The organism is Bradyrhizobium sp. 930_D9_N1_4, from assembly GCF_052076015.1.
Taxonomy (GTDB): Bacteria; Pseudomonadota; Alphaproteobacteria; order Rhizobiales; family Xanthobacteraceae; genus Bradyrhizobium.
In genome coordinates this window covers 6,475,292-6,492,992 of record NZ_CP197236.1, presented here as the reverse complement: position 1 = coordinate 6,492,992, position 17,701 = coordinate 6,475,292, and the positions used below count along the sequence as shown (strand labels likewise).

19 protein-coding genes are annotated in these 17,701 nt (G+C 64.3%); 17 read left to right on the top strand and 2 right to left on the bottom strand.

All coding sequences use genetic code 11. The features are described from left to right. Window positions 1-20 precede the first annotated feature (20 nt). Together AB7532_RS30910 and AB7532_RS30905 are read right to left on the bottom strand one after the other, a co-directional pair. Window positions 21-809: an SDR family NAD(P)-dependent oxidoreductase gene (locus AB7532_RS30910; protein WP_441238447.1), complete on the bottom strand. Its 789-nt coding sequence runs from the start codon at window positions 807-809 to the stop codon at window positions 21-23. Between the two features lie 265 nt (window positions 810-1,074). Next, window positions 1,075-2,739 (bottom strand): methyl-accepting chemotaxis protein, encoded by a 1,665-nt coding sequence (locus tag AB7532_RS30905; protein ID WP_441238446.1) that lies wholly within the window; start codon window positions 2,737-2,739, stop codon window positions 1,075-1,077. Window positions 2,740-3,063: 324 nt separating this feature from the next. Here AB7532_RS30905 and AB7532_RS30900 point away from each other — a divergent pair, with 324 nt between their 5' ends. From AB7532_RS30900 to ybgF, 17 genes are all read left to right on the top strand, one after another. Then, on the top strand, window positions 3,064-3,429 hold the full coding sequence (locus AB7532_RS30900; RefSeq protein WP_441238445.1) for a nuclear transport factor 2 family protein: 366 nt from the start codon (window positions 3,064-3,066) through the stop codon (window positions 3,427-3,429). Window positions 3,430-3,518: 89 nt separating this feature from the next. Then, complete coding sequence (locus AB7532_RS30895) at window positions 3,519-3,923, top strand: YciI family protein (RefSeq protein ID WP_441238444.1); 405 nt, start codon at window positions 3,519-3,521, stop codon at window positions 3,921-3,923. 59 nt (window positions 3,924-3,982) lie between these two features. Further along, entirely contained in the window at window positions 3,983-4,348 is a 366-nt protein-coding gene (locus AB7532_RS30890) for a hypothetical protein (RefSeq protein WP_441238443.1), read from the top strand. A gap of 118 nt (window positions 4,349-4,466) precedes the next feature. Continuing rightward, complete coding sequence (locus tag AB7532_RS30885; RefSeq protein WP_441238442.1) at window positions 4,467-5,210, top strand: TetR/AcrR family transcriptional regulator; 744 nt, start codon at window positions 4,467-4,469, stop codon at window positions 5,208-5,210. A gap of 119 nt (window positions 5,211-5,329) precedes the next feature. Continuing rightward, window positions 5,330-5,818, top strand: coding sequence for a DUF2852 domain-containing protein (locus AB7532_RS30880; RefSeq protein ID WP_441238441.1), 489 nt, complete (start codon window positions 5,330-5,332; stop codon window positions 5,816-5,818). A gap of 178 nt (window positions 5,819-5,996) precedes the next feature. After that, complete coding sequence (locus AB7532_RS30875) at window positions 5,997-6,761, top strand: serine O-acetyltransferase (protein ID WP_441238440.1); 765 nt, start codon at window positions 5,997-5,999, stop codon at window positions 6,759-6,761. A 24-nt stretch (window positions 6,762-6,785) separates the two neighbouring features. After that, the gene (locus tag AB7532_RS30870; protein ID WP_441238439.1) at window positions 6,786-7,496 is read left to right on the top strand and encodes an SDR family NAD(P)-dependent oxidoreductase; all 711 of its coding nucleotides are present in this window, start codon (window positions 6,786-6,788) and stop codon (window positions 7,494-7,496) included. Between the two features lie 86 nt (window positions 7,497-7,582). Next, window positions 7,583-7,834: a type II toxin-antitoxin system ParD family antitoxin gene (locus tag AB7532_RS30865; protein WP_441238438.1), complete on the top strand. Its 252-nt coding sequence runs from the start codon at window positions 7,583-7,585 to the stop codon at window positions 7,832-7,834. A 1-nt stretch (window position 7,835) separates the two neighbouring features. Continuing rightward, on the top strand, window positions 7,836-8,138 hold the full coding sequence (locus AB7532_RS30860) for a type II toxin-antitoxin system RelE/ParE family toxin (RefSeq protein WP_441238437.1): 303 nt from the start codon (window positions 7,836-7,838) through the stop codon (window positions 8,136-8,138). Window positions 8,139-8,537: 399 nt separating this feature from the next. Further along, window positions 8,538-9,254: a protein TolQ gene (tolQ, locus tag AB7532_RS30855; protein ID WP_441239388.1), complete on the top strand. Its 717-nt coding sequence runs from the start codon at window positions 8,538-8,540 to the stop codon at window positions 9,252-9,254. 43 nt (window positions 9,255-9,297) lie between these two features. After that, a complete protein-coding gene (gene tolR / locus AB7532_RS30850; protein WP_441238436.1) occupies window positions 9,298-9,747 on the top strand; it encodes a protein TolR in 450 nt (149 codons plus the stop codon). 3 nt (window positions 9,748-9,750) lie between these two features. Continuing rightward, window positions 9,751-10,710 (top strand): protein TolA, encoded by a 960-nt coding sequence (locus AB7532_RS30845; RefSeq protein ID WP_441238435.1) that lies wholly within the window; start codon window positions 9,751-9,753, stop codon window positions 10,708-10,710. A 41-nt stretch (window positions 10,711-10,751) separates the two neighbouring features. Continuing rightward, on the top strand, window positions 10,752-12,095 hold the full coding sequence (tolB, locus tag AB7532_RS30840) for a Tol-Pal system beta propeller repeat protein TolB (RefSeq protein ID WP_441239387.1): 1,344 nt from the start codon (window positions 10,752-10,754) through the stop codon (window positions 12,093-12,095). A 284-nt stretch (window positions 12,096-12,379) separates the two neighbouring features. Continuing rightward, complete coding sequence (locus AB7532_RS30835) at window positions 12,380-14,713, top strand: putative bifunctional diguanylate cyclase/phosphodiesterase (protein WP_441238434.1); 2,334 nt, start codon at window positions 12,380-12,382, stop codon at window positions 14,711-14,713. Window positions 14,714-14,903: 190 nt separating this feature from the next. Beyond that, entirely contained in the window at window positions 14,904-15,629 is a 726-nt protein-coding gene (locus AB7532_RS30830) for an N-acyl amino acid synthase FeeM domain-containing protein (RefSeq protein ID WP_441238433.1), read from the top strand. 294 nt (window positions 15,630-15,923) lie between these two features. After that, a complete protein-coding gene (pal, locus tag AB7532_RS30825; protein WP_441238432.1) occupies window positions 15,924-16,412 on the top strand; it encodes a peptidoglycan-associated lipoprotein Pal in 489 nt (162 codons plus the stop codon). 190 nt (window positions 16,413-16,602) lie between these two features. Continuing rightward, window positions 16,603-17,649: a tol-pal system protein YbgF gene (gene ybgF / locus AB7532_RS30820; protein WP_441238431.1), complete on the top strand. Its 1,047-nt coding sequence runs from the start codon at window positions 16,603-16,605 to the stop codon at window positions 17,647-17,649. Window positions 17,650-17,701: the final 52 nt, after the last annotated feature.

Here is a 17,701-nt window from a genome sequence, read left to right as displayed (position 1 = left end):
CGCGCTTCGCGTACAGGCTTCTACCCGTTGCGCCGCTGGCCGCGCAGCGTCGGCAGGCCGATGCCGGCTGCATCGAAGCCGCCATCAACGGCCAAAATTTGACCGGTGATATAGCTCGACCGCTCGGAACACAGGAAATAGATCGCTTCAGCGAGTTCCTCTTCGAGGCCGTAGCGGTTGAGCGGAATGGCGTCGTGATAGTCGGCGCGGATCTCCTTGCTGTGCACCTGCTTCGCCATTGCGGTGTCGACCGGTCCCGGCGCGACCGCGTTGACGCGGATGTTGAGCGAGGCGAGCTCGACCGCGAGCTGCTTGGTGAAATGCGCAAGGCCGGCCTTGCTGGTGCCGTAGGCCGAGCGCAGCGTCGAGGCGCGCACGGCCGAGATCGATGTGATGTTGACGATGGCGCCGCCATTGCCGTCACGCATCAGCGGCACCGCCGCTTTGGTGCAGAGGAACGGGCCGGTGAGGTTGACCTCGAGCACGCGGCGCCAGTCGGCCTCCGACGTCTCCATCAGCGGCGCGAACACCGCGATGCCGGCATTGTTCACGAGCGCGTCCAGCCGGCCGAAGCGCTGCTCGACCGTCTTCATCGCAGCCGCGACCGCCTCGGTATCCGAGACGTCGCAGGCCAACGCCAGCGTCGCCTCGCTCTGGCCGATTTCAGCCACCGCACGGCCGAGCAATTCGCCCTCGATGTCGAGCAGCGCCACCCGCCAGCCCTCGGCCAGGAATTTCTTCGCCGTCGCAAGCCCGATGCCACGTGCGGCTCCGGTGACGAGGGCGATTTTCTGCAGGGAGGCGGGCATGGGCGGGACTGTCCTGTCTGTCGGGAAGGGCCGTGCGTGAGCACGCGCTTCCTTATTACTGCGCTTTGGTCCGGAGGAGGAAGGGGCAAGCGCGGGTCCGGCGCAACTGGCGACATGCTGCATCCGTCACCCTGAGGGCGGCCGCAAAGCGGCCCTCGAAGGGCGACGGCCCGGCTGCATCCGGGGCCGATTCATCCTGCGAGGCTCACACTGCTTTGCAGTGTGAGCCTCGGGATGACGGCGTTAGGGAGGAACTGGACGGCGCCTACGACAGCTCCGCCACGGCGCGCTGCATGTTGGCGGACATGTCTGCGGTCACCGCGCTCTGCTCCTCGACCGCGGCGGCGGTGGAGGCGATGAACTCGTTGACGCCGGCGATGGCGACCTTGATCGCGGTGAGCGAGGTCGCGACGTCGCCGGAGATGGTATTCAGCGCGTCGATTTCGGAGGTGATCGTGTCGGTCGCCTGCTTGGCCTGGTTGGCGAGGTTCTTGACCTCGGAGGCGACCACCGCGAATCCGCGGCCGGCTTCGCCCGCACGCGCCGATTCGATGGTGGCGTTGAGCGCGAGCAAGTTGATCTGGCTGGTGATGCCGGCGATCATCTCGACGATGCCGGTCATGGCCTGCGCGGCCGCGCTCAGCCGCTGGGCCTGGCCGTCGGCGGCGTCGACCCGCGTGGTCGCAGCCTTGGAGGTCTCGCGTGATTTCGCCATGGTCTCGGAGATCTCGCGGATCGAGGCGCTCATCTGCTCGCTGCCGGCCGCGACCGCGTCGATCAGTCCGCGCGCATTGTCGGCCTTCTTGCGGCCGATCGCCTGCGCGGTGATGTCGGTGGCGTATTTCACCACCTTGTAGGGTTTTCCATTGAGGTCGAAGATCGGGTTGTAGGACGCCTGAATCCAGATCTCGCGGCCGCCCTTGGCGATGCGCTTGTATTCGGCGGCCTGGTACTCGCCGCGATTGAGCGCGTCCCAGAACTGGCGGTAGGCCGCCGAGTTCTTCTCGTTCGGCTCGACGAACATGGAGTGGTGCTGGCCCTTGATCTCGGCCAGCGAATAACCCATCGCACCCAGAAAATTCGCGTTGGCGGTGCGGATCGTGCCGTCCATGTTGAACTCGATCACAGCCTGCGATTTCTGGATCGCGGCGAGCTGGCCGTCACTGTCGGCCGTCTTCATCTTCTGCGCGGTGACGTCGGTGGCGAACTTCACCACCTTGATCGGCCGGCCCATCTCGTCAAGGATCGGGTTGTAGGTCGCCAGAATCCAGATTTCCTTGCCGCCCTTGCCGAGCCGCTTGTATTCGGCGGCCTCGAACTGGCCGCGGTTGAGCCGCGCCCAGAAATCGGCATAGGCCGCGCCGGCGCGGTCTTCCGGCGTCACGAACATGCTGTGATGCTTGCCCTGGATCTCGTCGAGCGAGTAGCCCAAGGCGTTGAGGAAGTTTTCGTTGGCGGTGACGATGGTGCCGTCCATGTTGAACTCAATCACGGCCTGCGCACGGCTGATCGCGGCGAGCTTGCCGGCTTCCTCCATGCTCCTCATCTTGTACGCCGTGATGTCGGTGGCGAACTTGATGAAGGAGATCACCTTGCCGTTCTCGTCGAGCAGCGGCGCGTAGGAAGCGTGGACCCAGACTTCCTTGCCGTTCTTGCCGTAGCGCCTGTATTGCGTGGTCTGGAACTCGCCGCGGTTCAGGCTGGCCCAGAAGTCGCGATACCGGGCACTCTCGCGCTCGGTGGGGCTGACGAAGATGCTGTGATGCTTGCCCTTGATCTCCGAGAGCGTGTAGCCGCTCATCTTGAGAAGGTTTTCATTGGCGTCGATGATGGTGCCGTCGAGGCCGAATTCGATCACTGCCTGCGAGCGGTCGAGCGCCTCGACCTCCGCGACTGCGTGCCTGACCTTCTTGCTCTGAAAATTGAACAATTGAAACTCCGTAGGATTCGAAGGCGGCTTCAAGAGATCACGTCACCGTTCCGCTGACGGAAAAGTTGCACAGGCGCGTTGAGCAACTGTAAACCCTTGCAAAAACCTGCGTGGCTTCCGTAGTTTCCCGCGACCGCACACATCTCTTTCAACTCACGAGCGTTCTGGATTCATATGCACGGCGGAATTCATAAACTGGCTGCGATGCCGCCGTAGTTCTACGGAGGCGATTTGCGCAGGCCTTGTATGCGTCGCTGCGACAAATTGTCGGAATCGTCGCTCGTGCGTCGTCTTGCAGGTGATTCTCTCCGCGGAGACTTGGCAATGCCCGATGACTGCGAACGCGTGATTCGAAATCTTTTCGCCGCCTATCTCGCCAACGATCGGCAACAGGTCGGCGATGCCCTCGCTGATGATTTCCGCTTCACCAGCCCGTTCGATGACGACCTCGACAAGGCCACCTATTTCGAGCGCTGCTGGCGTGACACCGGCTGGATCGCGCGGCACGATATCGAGCGCATCTTCGTCGCCGGCGACGAGGCCTTCGTCACCTATCGCTGCCTGGCAAGAGATGGCAGGAGTTTTCGCAACACCGAGTTCTTCACGTTTGAGGGCGGCAAGGTCCGCCGCATCGAGGTCTATTTCGGCGCGTCCTTCCAGGACGGCCGGTTCCTGCCGCAGCCGCGTTAGCGCGCGCAATAACCTCTGAAATAATTTCCGCGCCCCTGTCGGTTCGGTACACCAGCGTTCGTCTTACAGGCGAAGGAAAGGACGCACCCATGCGTTTCATGATGCTGATGATCCCGCTCGGCTACGAGACCGCGCCGCCGGACGTGCAGCTCGATCCCGAACGCGTCGCCGCCATGATGCGCTACAACGAGGCGCTGAAGGATGCCGGCATCCTGATCACGCTCGACGGCCTGCACCCGCCGTCGATGGGCGCACGGGTCTCGTTCGCCACCGGCGCGCCCATCGTCACCGACGGGCCCTTCGCGGAAGCCAAGGAAGTCCTGGGCGGTTACTGGATGATCGAGGTGGACTCGCGCGAGGAAGCCATCGCCTGGGCGAAGAAATGCCCGGCCTCCACCAATGAAGTCATCGAGATCCGGCAGGTGCAGGAGATGTCCGACTTTCCGCCGGACGTGCAGGCCGCTGCGGCCGGCTTCGACGATCTGAAGAAATAGCCAAAGCAGCCGCGCGGCTGTCGCGGATGTCGCCAAGAGATCAACAAGGGAGAGAACCGATGAGCACCGAGCACACATTCCTCGCCGTCTATCTCGGCAGCATGAGCGGCGAAAAGATGAAGGCCTGGCAGGCGATGCCCGAGGCCGCGAGGAAGGCAAAAGAACGCGAGGGCATGGCCGCCTGGCACGGCTGGGTCGAGACGCACAAGGCCGTCATCGTCGAGATGGGCGGTCCGCTCGGCAAGACGCGCAGGATCGACGGCAAGGGCATCACCGAGATCAGCAATGCGCTGACCGGCTTCACGGTGGTGCGGGCCGCCTCGCAGGAGGATGCCGCAAAGCTGTTCGAGAACCATCCGCACTTTGCGATCTTCCCGGGCGAGGCGATCGAGGTGATGCCCGTGCTGCCGATTCCGCAGATGTAGCCTCGGGCGAAGCCGTTTCCGGGCCGTTGCTGACGCAAGCGGCCCTGTCGAACCGTGGAAGTACGGGGTTCGTCACCGCTAGTGACCTTCACGCCCGGCTCATGTAAAAGTCGTTCACATGAGCTGGCGCAAGGAGCGCCGCGCCGAGCGCGGCTATCACCACGGCAATCTGAAGGAAGCCCTGTTGCAGGCCGCTCTCGGGCTGATCGCCGAGAAGGGGGCGGCCGGCTTCACCTTCGCCGATGCCGCGCGCATGGCCGGCGTCAGCGCGGCCGCGCCCTACCGCCATTTCCGCGACCGCGACGAGCTGTTGTCCTCGATCGCCCAGCGCGGCTTCGAGCAGTTCGAGGCGCGCCTGACCGCAGCTTGGGACGACGGGCGGCCCGATACGGTCACCGCGTTCGAGCGCGTCGGCAAGGCCTATCTCGCCTTCGCCCGCGAGGAGCCTGCGTTCTACAACGCGATGTTCGAATCGGGTCTTCCGGTCGACGCCAATCCGGCGCTTCAGGCCGCCAGCGAGCGTGCTTTCAACATCATTCGCGCCGCGGCCGAGCGCCTTGCGGCGCTTGCGCCGCCCGGCACGCCGCGGCCGCCGGCGATGATGATGGCGCTGCACATCTGGTCGATGGCGCATGGCGTCGCCTCGCTGTTCTCGCGCGGCGATGCCGCGCGGCGAAAGCTGCCGATGTCGCCCGACGAGCTGCTGGAGGCCGAGGTGCTGATCTATCTGCGCGGCCTCGGCTTCCCGACCGACCGCCGTCCGCCGCCGATGCCGAAGAGCGCTGAGCCGCCGCCGGTGCCACCGGAGGCATCCTCCGGATCTGGCCTGCCGCCCGCCAGTCCCTGGGGCAAGCCGAAATAAAATTGCGCAAATAATTTGCCCGGCCTGTCAGCGGGTCAGCTTGACAAAACCACGGGATGGTCTAGCTATGTGAATGTTATTTACATTCACAACGGCACTTGCCGTGATGGAGATGGGAAATGGCCTACACCGCTGACGTCAATCGCTGGCGCGGCCCTTCGGACCAGCAACAGTACGAGCGCCCCCGCATGCTGGACACGCCCTGGCATCCCGGCTGGATCGCCGTGACCATCCTCGGCTTCATCATCTGGTGGCCGGTCGGACTTGCCCTTCTCTTTTTCACACTCGGGAGCAGAAGAATGTCGTGCTGGAGCAATCAGGATCGCTGGCAGAACAAGATGGAGCGGATGCAGTACAAAATGGACCGCATGCGCGGCCGCATGGAGCGCCGCGGTTTCGGCTTCGGCTTCGGTCCGCCCTCGAGCGGCAACCGCGCCTTCGATGAATACCGCACCGAGACGCTGCAGCGGCTCGAAGAAGAGCAGGTCGAGTTCAAGAACTTCCTCGACCGTCTGCGTCACGCCAAGGACAAGGAAGAGTTCGACCAGTTCATGGCGCAGCACAAGACGCGTCCGACCCCGCCGCCGACCGACCAGCCGCAGGGTTGATCTGAAAAAGGCTGATCTGAAGCCGGTAGATCTCAAAGCCTTCAGGCGCATGCCCCCAAAGTCCTGATGGCCCCGAGCCGCCCGCCTGCGCAACCCGCAGGCGGGCGGTTTGGTTCTGGCGCCTTGATGCCGACTGCCTATATTCGCCGTCACGGGGAACGACAGACCGGAGGCGGCGATGGCCGAGGCTGCGATCAAGGCGAGCGACAGCCTCTGGCAGGCGATCCGCAGCGAAGCGGAGCGCGCGGCGGCTGCCGACCCCGTCTTCGGCAAGGCCGTTGCGAGGGCCGTTCTTGCGCATGATGATCTTGCCGCCGCCCTGGCCGATCTGATCGGGCAGCGGCTTGGCGGCGCTACCGGGAGCGCGCGCTTCACGTCCTATTCCCGCGATGCCTTTCATGACGAGCCCGACCTTGTCGAATTGGCCAGCCAGGACTTGCAGGCCATCGCACGCCGCGATCCCGCCATCGCGGATTTGTTGCCGCCGCTGCTGCATTACAAAGGCTATATCGCGCTCCAGGCTTGGCGCGTCTCGAACTGGCTTTGGCACCGCGGCCATCGCGATGCCGCGCTGCTGTTCCAGAACGAGGCGTCGAACCTCCTGCAAGTCAGCATTCATCCTGCGGCACAGATCGGCTCGGCCGTCTATCTCGACCATGCCACCGGCATCGTGATCGGCGCCAATGTGGTGATCGGCGACGACGTCACCATCCTCCAGAACGTCAGCATCGGCCGCCGCGGCGAGCTGCCGGCGCGTTCGCCACGCATCGGCCGCGGCGTCTTCATCGGCGGCGGCGCAACCATTCTCGGCGACATCGCCATCGGCGAATTTGCGAAGATCGGCGCCGATACGGTCGTGACGTCGGACATTCCCGCCGGCTGCACCGCGGTCGGCAATCCGGCGCGACTGACCAACTGCCCCGAACCGGCTTCTGCGGCCTGACCCCTTCAATCCCCGGAGAGTGCAATGAAGACGGCAATCGTGATCGGTGTCGGCCCGGACCGCGGGCTCGGCGCCCGGCTCTGCAAGCGCTTTGCAGCCGACGGGCTCAAGGTGATCGTTGCGGGCCGGACGTTGTCCGCGTTGCAGGCGGTCGCCGGCGACATCGAGAGAGCGGGCGGCGCGGCCATTCCGGTCGTTGCGGACGCAACCAGCGAGCGTGACATCGCCGCCTTGTTCGATGCCGCCGGCGAGAACCTCGACCTTGCCATCTACAACGCCGGCAACAACACGCCGGGCAAGATCATCGAGATGGAGGCCGATTATTTCGAGAACGCCTGGCGCGTGGTCTGCTTCGGCGGCTTCCTGTTTGGCCGCGAAGCGGTGCGCCGCATGGTGCTGAACAAGACAGGCACGCTGCTGTTCACCGGCGCCAGCGCCTCGCTGCGCGGACGCTCCGGCTACGGCGCCTTCAACTCGGCGAAGGCGGGCGTGCGCACACTGGCGCAGGCCATGGCCAAGGAATACGCGAGCGACGGCATCCATGTCGGCCACGTCGTGGTCGACGGCGCCATCGCCGGCGACAAGATCTTTTCGCGCTTTCCCGATGCGGCTGGCCGCGAGGACAGCCTGATCGACATCGAGGGCATCGTCGATGCCTTCACCTTCCTCTACCGCCAGCCGGAGCGCGCCTGGTCGTTCGAGCTCGACGTGCGGACCTCGAAGGAGAAGTGGTGAAGGGGAGGGTCCGCATCATGCGGTCCATGGCAAAGATTGCCAAAGTTTGTCGTCGCTTCCATAATGTCTGAGGAAAGGCGCCGATCATGAATATGGACGTCTCGCTGACCGACGAACTGCACGAGTTCGTCAAGGCGAAGGTTGATAGCGGCCGCTACACCTCGGCGAGTGAGGTCGTGCGCGAGGCTTTGCGGATCATGGAGCAGACCGAAGAAGCTCGTATTGAGTTTCTTCGGAGGGCTTGGACCGAAGGCGAAGCCAGCGGGGATGCGGGCCCCGCCGACTTCGCCGGCATCAAAGCCAAGGGCCGCGAGCTCTTGAAGGCTGCGGGCAAATAAGTTGGGTGAGGTTCGGCTTTCCAAGTCCGCGGAACGCGACCTCCTCGAAATCTGGTTCCATATCGCTGCCGACAAAGGGGTAGAGACAGCCGATTACTGGATCGATCGCGTCGAGGCGCGTCTCAGCCAGCTGTCTATGTTTCCCCAATCAGGGCCGGCCCGGTCGGACATCGCCCCCGAAGCGCGGGTGTTGGTCATCTCCCGCTGGCTGGTGCTCTACCGTGTCATACCCGACGGCGTGCAGGTTAATCGGGTCGTCGACGCCGCTCGTGACCTGGGTGAATTGGATCTGGCCGACGAGTAACGCCAGCCGGCAAGGGGGCGGAACTGACCTGGCTTGGATCGGCTGCTTCCCCTCCCCGGTAACGCCACGCGACAGCCTGCCCGGCCCCCGCCGCCACCCCATCCCCCTGCGCTGCCTACCTTTCCGGCAGCCAAATTCGTCGTTGGTAACCCCGCATTAACCATCGGCGGGCTCTGGTAATTATGGACAATCGCGCCCGGAGCCGTCGTCGAGGCCCATAGTTTTGACATCTTGGCAGGGAATGCAGACGGCCGGCTTTGGACGAGCCCCTGCACCCCAGAAAGACAAGGCTTTTGAGCGGGCTTGCCAGCCGCGACGGTTTGCGCGGCCATTGGGGAACCGGCAGCCATTTGCTGCCGCGGAACATCGGATAACGATCGCCTTGAGAGGATACTGCTTATGAATCCGGCCGACGTGGCTCAGTCAGCCCTTCCGGTTGCCGCTTCCGCGGACGTGTCGCTGATCGCGCTGTTCTGGCAGGCTCACTGGATCGTGAAAGGCGTCATGCTGGGCCTTCTGGCCTGCTCGGTCTGGGTCTGGGCCATCGCCATCGACAAGATCTTCCTGTTTGCCCGCACCCGCCGCTCGATGGACCGCTTCGAGCAGGCGTTCTGGTCCGGCGAGTCGATCGAGGAACTCTATCGCACGCTTTCCGCCAAGCCGACCCATTCCATGGCGGCCTGTTTCGTCGCGGCGATGCGCGAGTGGAAGCGTTCCTTTGAAAACCAGGCCCGTTCGGTCGCCGGTCTTCAGATGCGCATCGACAAGGTGATGAACGTCTCGATCGCGCGCGAGGTCGAGCGCCTCGAGCGCCGGCTGCTGGTGCTCGCCACCGTCGGCTCCGCCGGCCCCTTCGTCGGCCTGTTCGGCACGGTCTGGGGCATCATGTCGAGCTTCCAGTCGATCGCGGCGTCGAAAAATACCTCTCTGGCGGTGGTGGCCCCCGGTATCGCGGAGGCGCTGTTTGCGACCGCCGTCGGCCTTATCGCCGCCATTCCTGCCACTATTTTCTACAATAAGTTCACGTCCGAGGTGAACCGGCAGGCCCAGCGGCTCGAAGGTTTCGCCGATGAATTTTCAGCCATCCTGTCGCGTCAGATCGACGAGCGGGGCTGACGGACGGCATGTATAGTGTGAAGGGCAATTTGGGCACCAGACTATGGGCATGAACGTTGCGAGTTCGTCCGGAGGCGGCGGGCGCCGTGGCCGGCGCAAGCCGGTCGTGGCCGAGATCAACGTCACCCCGATGGTCGACGTGATGCTGGTGCTGCTCATCATCTTCATGGTGTCGGCACCGATGCTGACCGTCGGCGTGCCGCTCGACCTGCCGCAGACCCAGGCCAAGAGCCTCGAGAACAACGATCAGAAGCCGATCCAGATGTCGGTCGACATCAAGGGCAAGGTATTCATCAACGACGCCGAGATCGCGATCAACGAGCTGGTGCCGAAGCTGAAGGCGATCACGGACGCGCGCGGCGGGCTCGAGGAGCGCATCTATCTGCGTGCCGACAAGAAGGCGGATTACGGCACGGTGGCCAAGGTCATGGGCCTGTTGTCGGGAGCGGGCTTCAAGAAGCTGGCGCTCGTCACCGAGGCGGATCAGGGGTAAGCCGTGAAGGTGAACGTCGACAAGACATTCGTTGCGTCGATTGCTCTCCACATCCTGGTGCTGGGATGGGGGCTGGTCACCTTTAGCAGCAAAGCCTACATCGCGCCGGAGGAGTCGCTTCCGGTCGACATCATCTCCACCGACCAGCTCGCGCAGATGATGTCGGGGCAGAAGACCGGCGACAAGAAAGAGCCGAAGCCCAAGGTCGAGAAGATCGCCGAGCCCAAGCCCGAAGAGGACGCCGTCGGCAAGGTCACCGAGAAGAAAGAGCTGATCAAGACCAACTCGCAGCCGGAGCCGCCGCCAAAGCCCGTCGAGAAGCCGGTCGAGAAAAAGCCCGAGCCGCCCAAGCCCGTGGCCGAAGCCAAGCCGAAGGAAGAGCCGAAGCCGCCGGAAAAGAAGCCTGACCCGGCCAAGGAAGATCCGCTCGCCGAGCTCATGAAGAAGCAGGAGACCAAGAAGCCGCCGCCGAAGCCGGTCGAGCAGAAGGTCGCCGCGGTGCAGCCGCCGCAACAGCCGAAGCCTAAGGAGCGCAGCTTCGATCCCGCGCAGATCCAGCGCGACCTCGACAAGCGCGCCGCGACCCGCCACGAGCAGACCGGCTCGGCGCTGAATGCGTCGGCTTCGCTGGGATCGACCACTGGAACGTCCGCCAACAACGTCGCGACCTGGCAAGGTGCGTTCCAGGGCGCGGTCAAGCGCTGCTTCACGCCCACTTACAATGGGCAGGACGCCGCTCAATACGAGGCTGACATCGACATTGCCATGCGGATCGACGGATCGCTCGCGTCAGAGCCCGTCATCGTCGCCGTGAGAGGACCGTCGCGGTCGATTGCGCAAGCTGTTGCGGAGAGCGCCAAGCGCGCGATCGTGCAGTGTCAGGCCTATTCGTTCCTGCCCAAGCAGCAGTATGAGACTTGGAAGACCATTCCAATGACTTTCGGCCTGAAAGACATGTTGTGACATCCGGACAAAAGAATTTTGCGATGAATGACGTTCGATCGATGACCCGCCGCCGCTTCATGACTCTGACCGGGTCGACGCTCGCAATGGTCGGGGGCGGACGGGCCTTTGCCCAGGGTCAGGCGCGGATTCCTATCAATCCCACCGAATTTCGGCCGATTCCGATTGCGATCTCCAACTTCGTGCCGGGCTCGCCCGCCGACGGCGAGGTCAGCAACGGCGTCACCCAGGTCATCACCAACAATCTGAAGCGCTCGGGCCTGTTCGCGCCGATCGACCAGGCTGCCTTCATCGAGCGGATCAACAACATCGACGTCGCGCCGCAATTCCAGAACTGGAAGACCATCAACGCGCAGGCACTGGTCACCGGCCGCATGACGCGGGGGCAGGACGGAAGGCTCAAGGCTGAATTCCGCCTTTGGGACGTGGTCACCGGCCAGCAGCTTACCGGACAGCAATATTTCACCTCGCCGGAATACTGGCGCCGCATCGCCCACATCATCTCCGACCAGATCTACGAGCAGATGACCGGTGAGAAGGGCTATTTCGACAGCCGCGTCGTGTTCGTCGACGAGACCGGTCCGAAGGAGCGCCGCGTCAAGCGGCTTGCGATGATGGACCAGGACGGCGCCAACGTCCGCTATCTGACCCGCGGCTCCGACCTCGTGCTGACGCCGCGCTTCTCGCCGAACTCGCAAGAGATCACCTACATGGAGTTCGGCCAGGGCGATCCGAAGGTCTATCTCTTCAACATCGAGACCGGCCAGCGCGAGATCGTCGGCAACTTCCCCGGCATGACCTTTGCGCCGCGCTTCTCTCCGGACGGCCAGCGCGTCATCATGAGCCTTCAGCAGGGCGGCAACTCCAATCTGTTCGTGATGGATCTGCGCTCGCGCTCGACCACGCGCCTCACCGACACGCCGGCGATCGACACGTCTCCTTCCTACTCACCGGATGGCACCCGCATCTGCTTCGAATCCGATCGCGGCGGCCGGTCGCAGATCTACGTGATGGCGGCGGGCGGCGGAGCGGCGCAGCGCATCTCCTTCTCCAAGGACGATACCAACGCCACCTATTCGACGCCGGTGTGGTCGCCGCGGGGCGACTACATCGCTTTCACCCGGCAGGGCGGCGGTCAGTTCTCGATCGGCGTCATGAAGCCGGACGGCTCCGGCGAACGGCTGCTGACCTCCGGCTATCACAATGAAGGCCCGACCTTCTCGCCGAACGGCCGCGTGCTGATGTTCTTCCGCGATCCCGGCGGCGCCGGCGGACCGTCGCTGTACTCCGTCGACATCTCGGGCCGCAACGAACTGAAGGTGCCGACGCCGGGCTTCGCGTCCGATCCGGCATGGTCGCCGCTGCTGTCCTCGACACCCGGCTAGGGCGTTTTCAGAACCGATCATGTTCTGGAAACTTCGAGGCTAAGACAACGCGCGTTTGGACGCGCGATGTTTTCGAAAAATCATGCCGATTTTTTCGGGTTTGGCGCGGACGGCAAGCTTTCCTTCACCTTGTGCCCGGCAACGCTTGCCTAGTTTCTTGATATTTCAGCAGAAACAAGTTCGCTATTGCCGAAAAACAACTCGACTTTAACGATGTTCCCTCAGAAAGGCTTCATCTCGGCTGGGTAAAAGTACGCGCCAAACAGGACGCGTGTAACAAGCCGATGCAGCTGGCCGACCAGAAGCAGAGCGATCGAGACGAGCTGGAGCCGATACTCTACGCCGCTCTCATCAACTCTATGGTTCAGAATTTCTGGGCGATCTTCCTGGGCTCGGCCTCCGCGGCCGTGGCCGCGGTCATGACTGCGCTGAAGACCGGCGATGTCCGGCTGTGGCCGCTCGCATTTCTGCTGATCGCCATCGGCACCGCGCGCGCATTCCAGATGCGCAGCTACGAAAACCGCACGCACCCACTGTCATTTGCAGAGGCCCGCCACCTGGAGCCGCGCTATTGGCTCGGTGCGATCAGCTACGCCGCGGTGCTCGGCGTATGGGCCTTCGTCGTCATCTATCTCAACGAGGATGCGGTTGCCGACATGCTTTGTGTCGCCATCGGCATCGGCTACACCGCCGGCGGCGCCGCACGCAATTACGGCCAGCCCAAGATGATCCAGTGGCACATCGCGCTGGCTTGCTTCCCGATGTCGCTTGCGCTCGTGCTGCATGGCGGCTTCTACCACATCGGGCTCGCCATCCTGCTGGTGTTCTTCTTCATCGGGCTGAAGAACATCAACCTCACTTTGCACGCCATCTTCGTCAAGGCGCTGACCTCGAGCTTCCGCGAATCCGCGCTGGCGAGCCAGTTCGATACCGCGCTCAACAACATGCCGCATGGCCTGTGCATGTTTCGCGCCGACGGCCGTCTCGCGGTGATGAACCACCGCTTCGGCGAGCTGATGGCCTTGCCCGAGGACCTGGTCAAGCGCGGCGCCACCGCCGCCGATATCGTGTCGGCCTGCGTCGCCGCGGGCTCCATCTCGGCGGAGAGCGGCAACCAGATTCTGGCCGAGATCGCGCATGCGCGGATCTGCGAGATCGTCACCACCGATCCGGATGCCTCGCGCTGCCGCACGCTGGCCTGGACGTTCCAGCCGATGACCGGCGGCGGCACCGTGCTGCTGCTCGAAGACATCACCGAGCGCACCAACGCCGAAGCCCGGATCAGCCATCTCGCCCGCTATGACGAGCTCACCGCGCTGCCCAACCGCGTCAGCTTCCGCGACGAGATCGGCCGGCTGCTGGCGCAAGCGCACCATGCCGAGCGGCTCTCCGCGCTGCTGTTCGTCGACCTCGACCAGTTCAAGCAGGTCAACGACACGCTCGGCCATCCCTGCGGCGACCAGCTTCTGTGCGCGGTCGCCAACCGCCTGCGCGAGATGCTGCGGCCGGAAGATTTCGTTGCCCGCTTCGGCGGCGACGAGTTCGTCGTGTTCCAGCAGAACATCAGCGCGCCCGAGGATGCCGCGAGCCTCGCCCGCCGCATCGTCGAGCGCCTGAGCGAGCGCTACCGCATCGACAATCATTTGGTCGAGATCGGCGCCAGCGTCGGCATCGCGCTGACCTCGCCGGACGGCGACGTCAGCGCCGACACCCTGCTCAAGAACGCCGACATGGCGCTCTACCGCGCCAAGGCCGACGGCCGCGGCACCTTCTGCTTTTTTCGCGACGAGATGGCGGCGACCGTCGAGGCCCGCCGCATCCTCGAACTCGACCTGCGCAAGGCGCTCGCCAACGAGGAGTTCGAGCTGTTCTACCAGCCGCTGGTCAACCTCAAGTCCGGCAAGATCACCACCTGCGAGGCGCTGCTGCGCTGGAATCATCCGGTGCGCGGCACGGTCTCGCCGGTCGACATCATCCCGGTCGCCGAGGACATGGGCCTGATCGTCGATCTCGGCCGCTGGATCCTGCGCCGCGCGTGCATGGAATGCATGAAGTGGCCGGAGGGCGTCAGCGTCGCCGTCAACTTCTCGCCGCAGCAATTCCACCAGCGCGACGTGCTCAGCGAGATTCGCTACGCGCTCGAGGTTTCGGGCCTGCCGGCGCACCGGCTGGAGATCGAGATCACCGAGTCGTCGCTGCTGCGCAACACCCAGCTCACCCACGACATCCTCTCGCAGCTGCATGCGCTCGGCGTGCGCATCTCGCTGGACGATTTCGGCACCGGCTATTCGAGCCTCAGCTATCTGCACAATTTCCCGATGCAGAAGGTCAAGATCGACCGCTCCTTCCTCGAGGGCATCGACACCGACCGGCCGCTGACGCTGCTGCGCGGCGTGGCGCGCCTGTCCGCCGACCTCGGCATGTCCGTCGTGGTCGAAGGCATCGAGACCAACGAGCAGCTCGAGCTGATCAGCGCCGACGGCACCGTCTCGGAAGCGCAGGGCTATCTGTTCAGCCGTCCGGTGCCCGCCGTGCGGATGCGCCAGCTCCTCAACGCCTCGCACGGACGGCGCGGCGAGAGCCTGCTCCAGGTCGTCGGCTCGCGCTCCTTCGCCTGAGGCGACATCCCGAAACTCCCCATCATTTCAGACTGTTGCTGCGCCACCGTAGTGCTACGGAGGTTAACCCTATCCCCTCGATTGCTTTGCATCGTTGTTAAGGAGGTGTTAATAAATCGCCACGCGCGTGCAAGTTGTCCCGTGTGAATTGCCCCCTGGGGCACGCGTGAGTGGTGGGTAAGGAGTTGGAATGCAGTCCTCAGCCAGATCTGTCATTTCGGCTGTTGGACGTGGAGCTGAGCTCCTCACCGACGTCGATTATCATCTTGCGGAAACGACCGCGGAGAAGGAGGAAATCTACAACCTCCGCTACCGCGCCTATCTGCGTGAGGGCGCCGTCAAGGAATCCGCGGAAGCCCGCGTCACCGACCGCTACGACGAACTGCCGAACGCGTGGACCTTCGGCGTCTATCTCCGCGGCCAGCTCTGCAGCTCGGTGCGCATCAGCGTGCTGACCTCGGAATGGCGCGAGTCCACCTCGGCCGACGTCTTCCCCGACATCCTGATGCCGCGGCTCGATCGCGGCGAGGTCATGATCGACCCCACCCGCTTCGTCGCCGATCCCGACCAGGTCAAGCGGGTTCCGGAATTGCCGTATCTGACGACCCGGCTCGCCTACATGGCCTGCGAGCACTTCAACGCCGATCTCGGCCTTGCCATCGTACGTCCCGAGCATCAGGCCTTCTACCGCCGGGTGTTCCTGCACGAGACCATCGCCGAGCCTCGGCTGGTTCCGGGTCTGACAAAGCCGTTCGGGCTGATGGCGGCGGATTTCCCGACCTTCCGCAAGAAAGTGTTCGAGCGCTATCCGATCATGCGGTCCACCGCCTTCGAGCGGCGGATGCTGTTCGGGCGCGGTGGCCAGCGCCAGGTCCCGCAGCGGCCGGTGCTGGTGGCTGACGCCGCTCACGCCTGATTCCCCATCGTCATCGTCGAGTCCGCCGCGTGCCTTTCGGCCGGGCCTCCGTTCATCCCGCATCGGCGTTCGCGCTCAAGATTCCAGCAAAAGCAGGTGTTTTTGCTGCGCGGTTCGGCTTGCCTTCACCCTCGCGCCACATTTACAACCCATTAACCATGACGGTTGCTTTTCGCGGGTTGGGGGCATTTGACCGGCTGAGGCAAGGTTCCATCAAGGTTGACGGAACGTTCGCTTAACCAACCCCCTGTAGACCGGACAGCAGTGGACGAACGTGAGCGTGGAGGCTCCGGAATGAAATATCCTACGCGTATCCTCCAGGGATTGAAGCTGGCTGCGGTGGTCGCGATTGCGCTGTCGATGGGCGCCTGCGCCAACAAGAATGCCGCGACGGATGCGATGGCCAACGCGGCGACGCCTGGTAGTCAGCAGGACTTCGTCGTGAACGTGGGCGACCGCGTGTTCTTCGAGAGCGACCAGACCGACCTGACCCCGCAGGCCATGGTGACCCTGGAGAAGCAGGCACAGTGGCTCCAGAACTACCGCCAGTACAGCTTCACCGTCGAAGGTCACGCCGACGAGCGCGGCACCCGCGAATACAACATCGCGCTCGGCGCCCGTCGCGCCCAGTCGGTGAAATCGTTCCTCTCCTCGCGCGGCATCGATCCGAACCGCATGCGCACGATCTCCTACGGCAAGGAGCGGCCGGTCGCCGTCTGTAACGACATCTCCTGCTGGTCGCAGAATCGTCGTGCCGTCACCGTGCTGAACGCGAGCTCCTGACACTCAGTCAGCTGCCGTTCATCTTCAGAAACCGAATATGCCGGCGCCCTCTCGGGCGCCGGTTTCGTTTCAGCAATCCGTGACCGAAAACCCCTTGGTGGCCGGCACGGTTTTGGCGTACTTCCTTCCTCATTGTGTGCCGCGGCCGATGATCCGCCGCGCGCCACGCCGCTTTCGTCGTCAGGGCAAGATGTCATCGAAATTCAAGGCAATGACCGGCACCGTGGCGATCGCCGCGCTGCTCTCTTTTTACGCGCCCGCATTCGCGCAGACGGACGACGATCCGGAGATGCGGATCGAGCGGCTGGAGAACCAGCTGCGCCAGCTCACCGGCCAGAACGAAGAGCTGCAATATCGCAACCGCCAGCTGGAAGAGCGGTTGCGCGCGCTCGAGGGCGGCGCGCAAGGCGCGCCCGGGCAGGCACCCAATGTCGCGGCGATGCCGCCGGCCCAGCTCGCACCGGCCCAGATTGCGCCGGGCTATCGCCAGCAGCAGCAGGCCCAGCCGAATTACGAGCAGCCGCAGGCCGCCGCGCCCGCGCCGATCGTTCAGGAGCAGCCGGCACCGGGTGCGCCCGGCACGCGCCGCCGTGGCGATTCCTTCGACCCGAGCCAGAACCCGAATGCACCCGGCGCGCCGCGCGCGCTCGGTGGCGGGCAGCAGCCGATGCCGGCCGGTGCCGGTCAGGCCGGCGCGCCCGGCGGCCGTGGCTATGGCGAGCCGCTCGATCTTTCCAACAACGGCGCGCGCTACCCGCAAGCCGCGGCACCCGTGCAGCCGGCCTATCCGCCGGCCCAACAGGGTAATGCCGCACCATCGGGTGGCACTGGCCTGACGACGCTGCCGCCCTCGGCCACGCCGCGCGACGAGTTCGACCTCGGCATCGGCTACATGCAGCGCAAGGACTACGCGCTGGCCGAGCAGACCATGAAGAATTTTTCGCAGAAATATCCGAGCGATCCGCTGCTCGGCGACGCGCAATACTGGCTCGGCGAAAGCTACTTCCAGCGCCAGCAATATCGTGACTCCGCGGAAGCCTTCCTCGCCGTCACCACAAAGTACGACAAATCGGCCAAGGCGCCGGATGCCCTGCTGCGGCTCGGCCAGTCGCTGGCCGCGCTGAAGGAGAAGGAAGCCGCCTGCGCCGCCTTCGGCGAAGTCGGCCGCAAATATCCGCGTGCGTCGGCCGGCGTCAAAGCCGCGGTCGATCGCGAGCAGAAGCGGGGGAAGTGCTGATCCGCTGACAAGACGGATCGTGCTGCGCTAAACAGTCTGTCCCTCCGCGGAC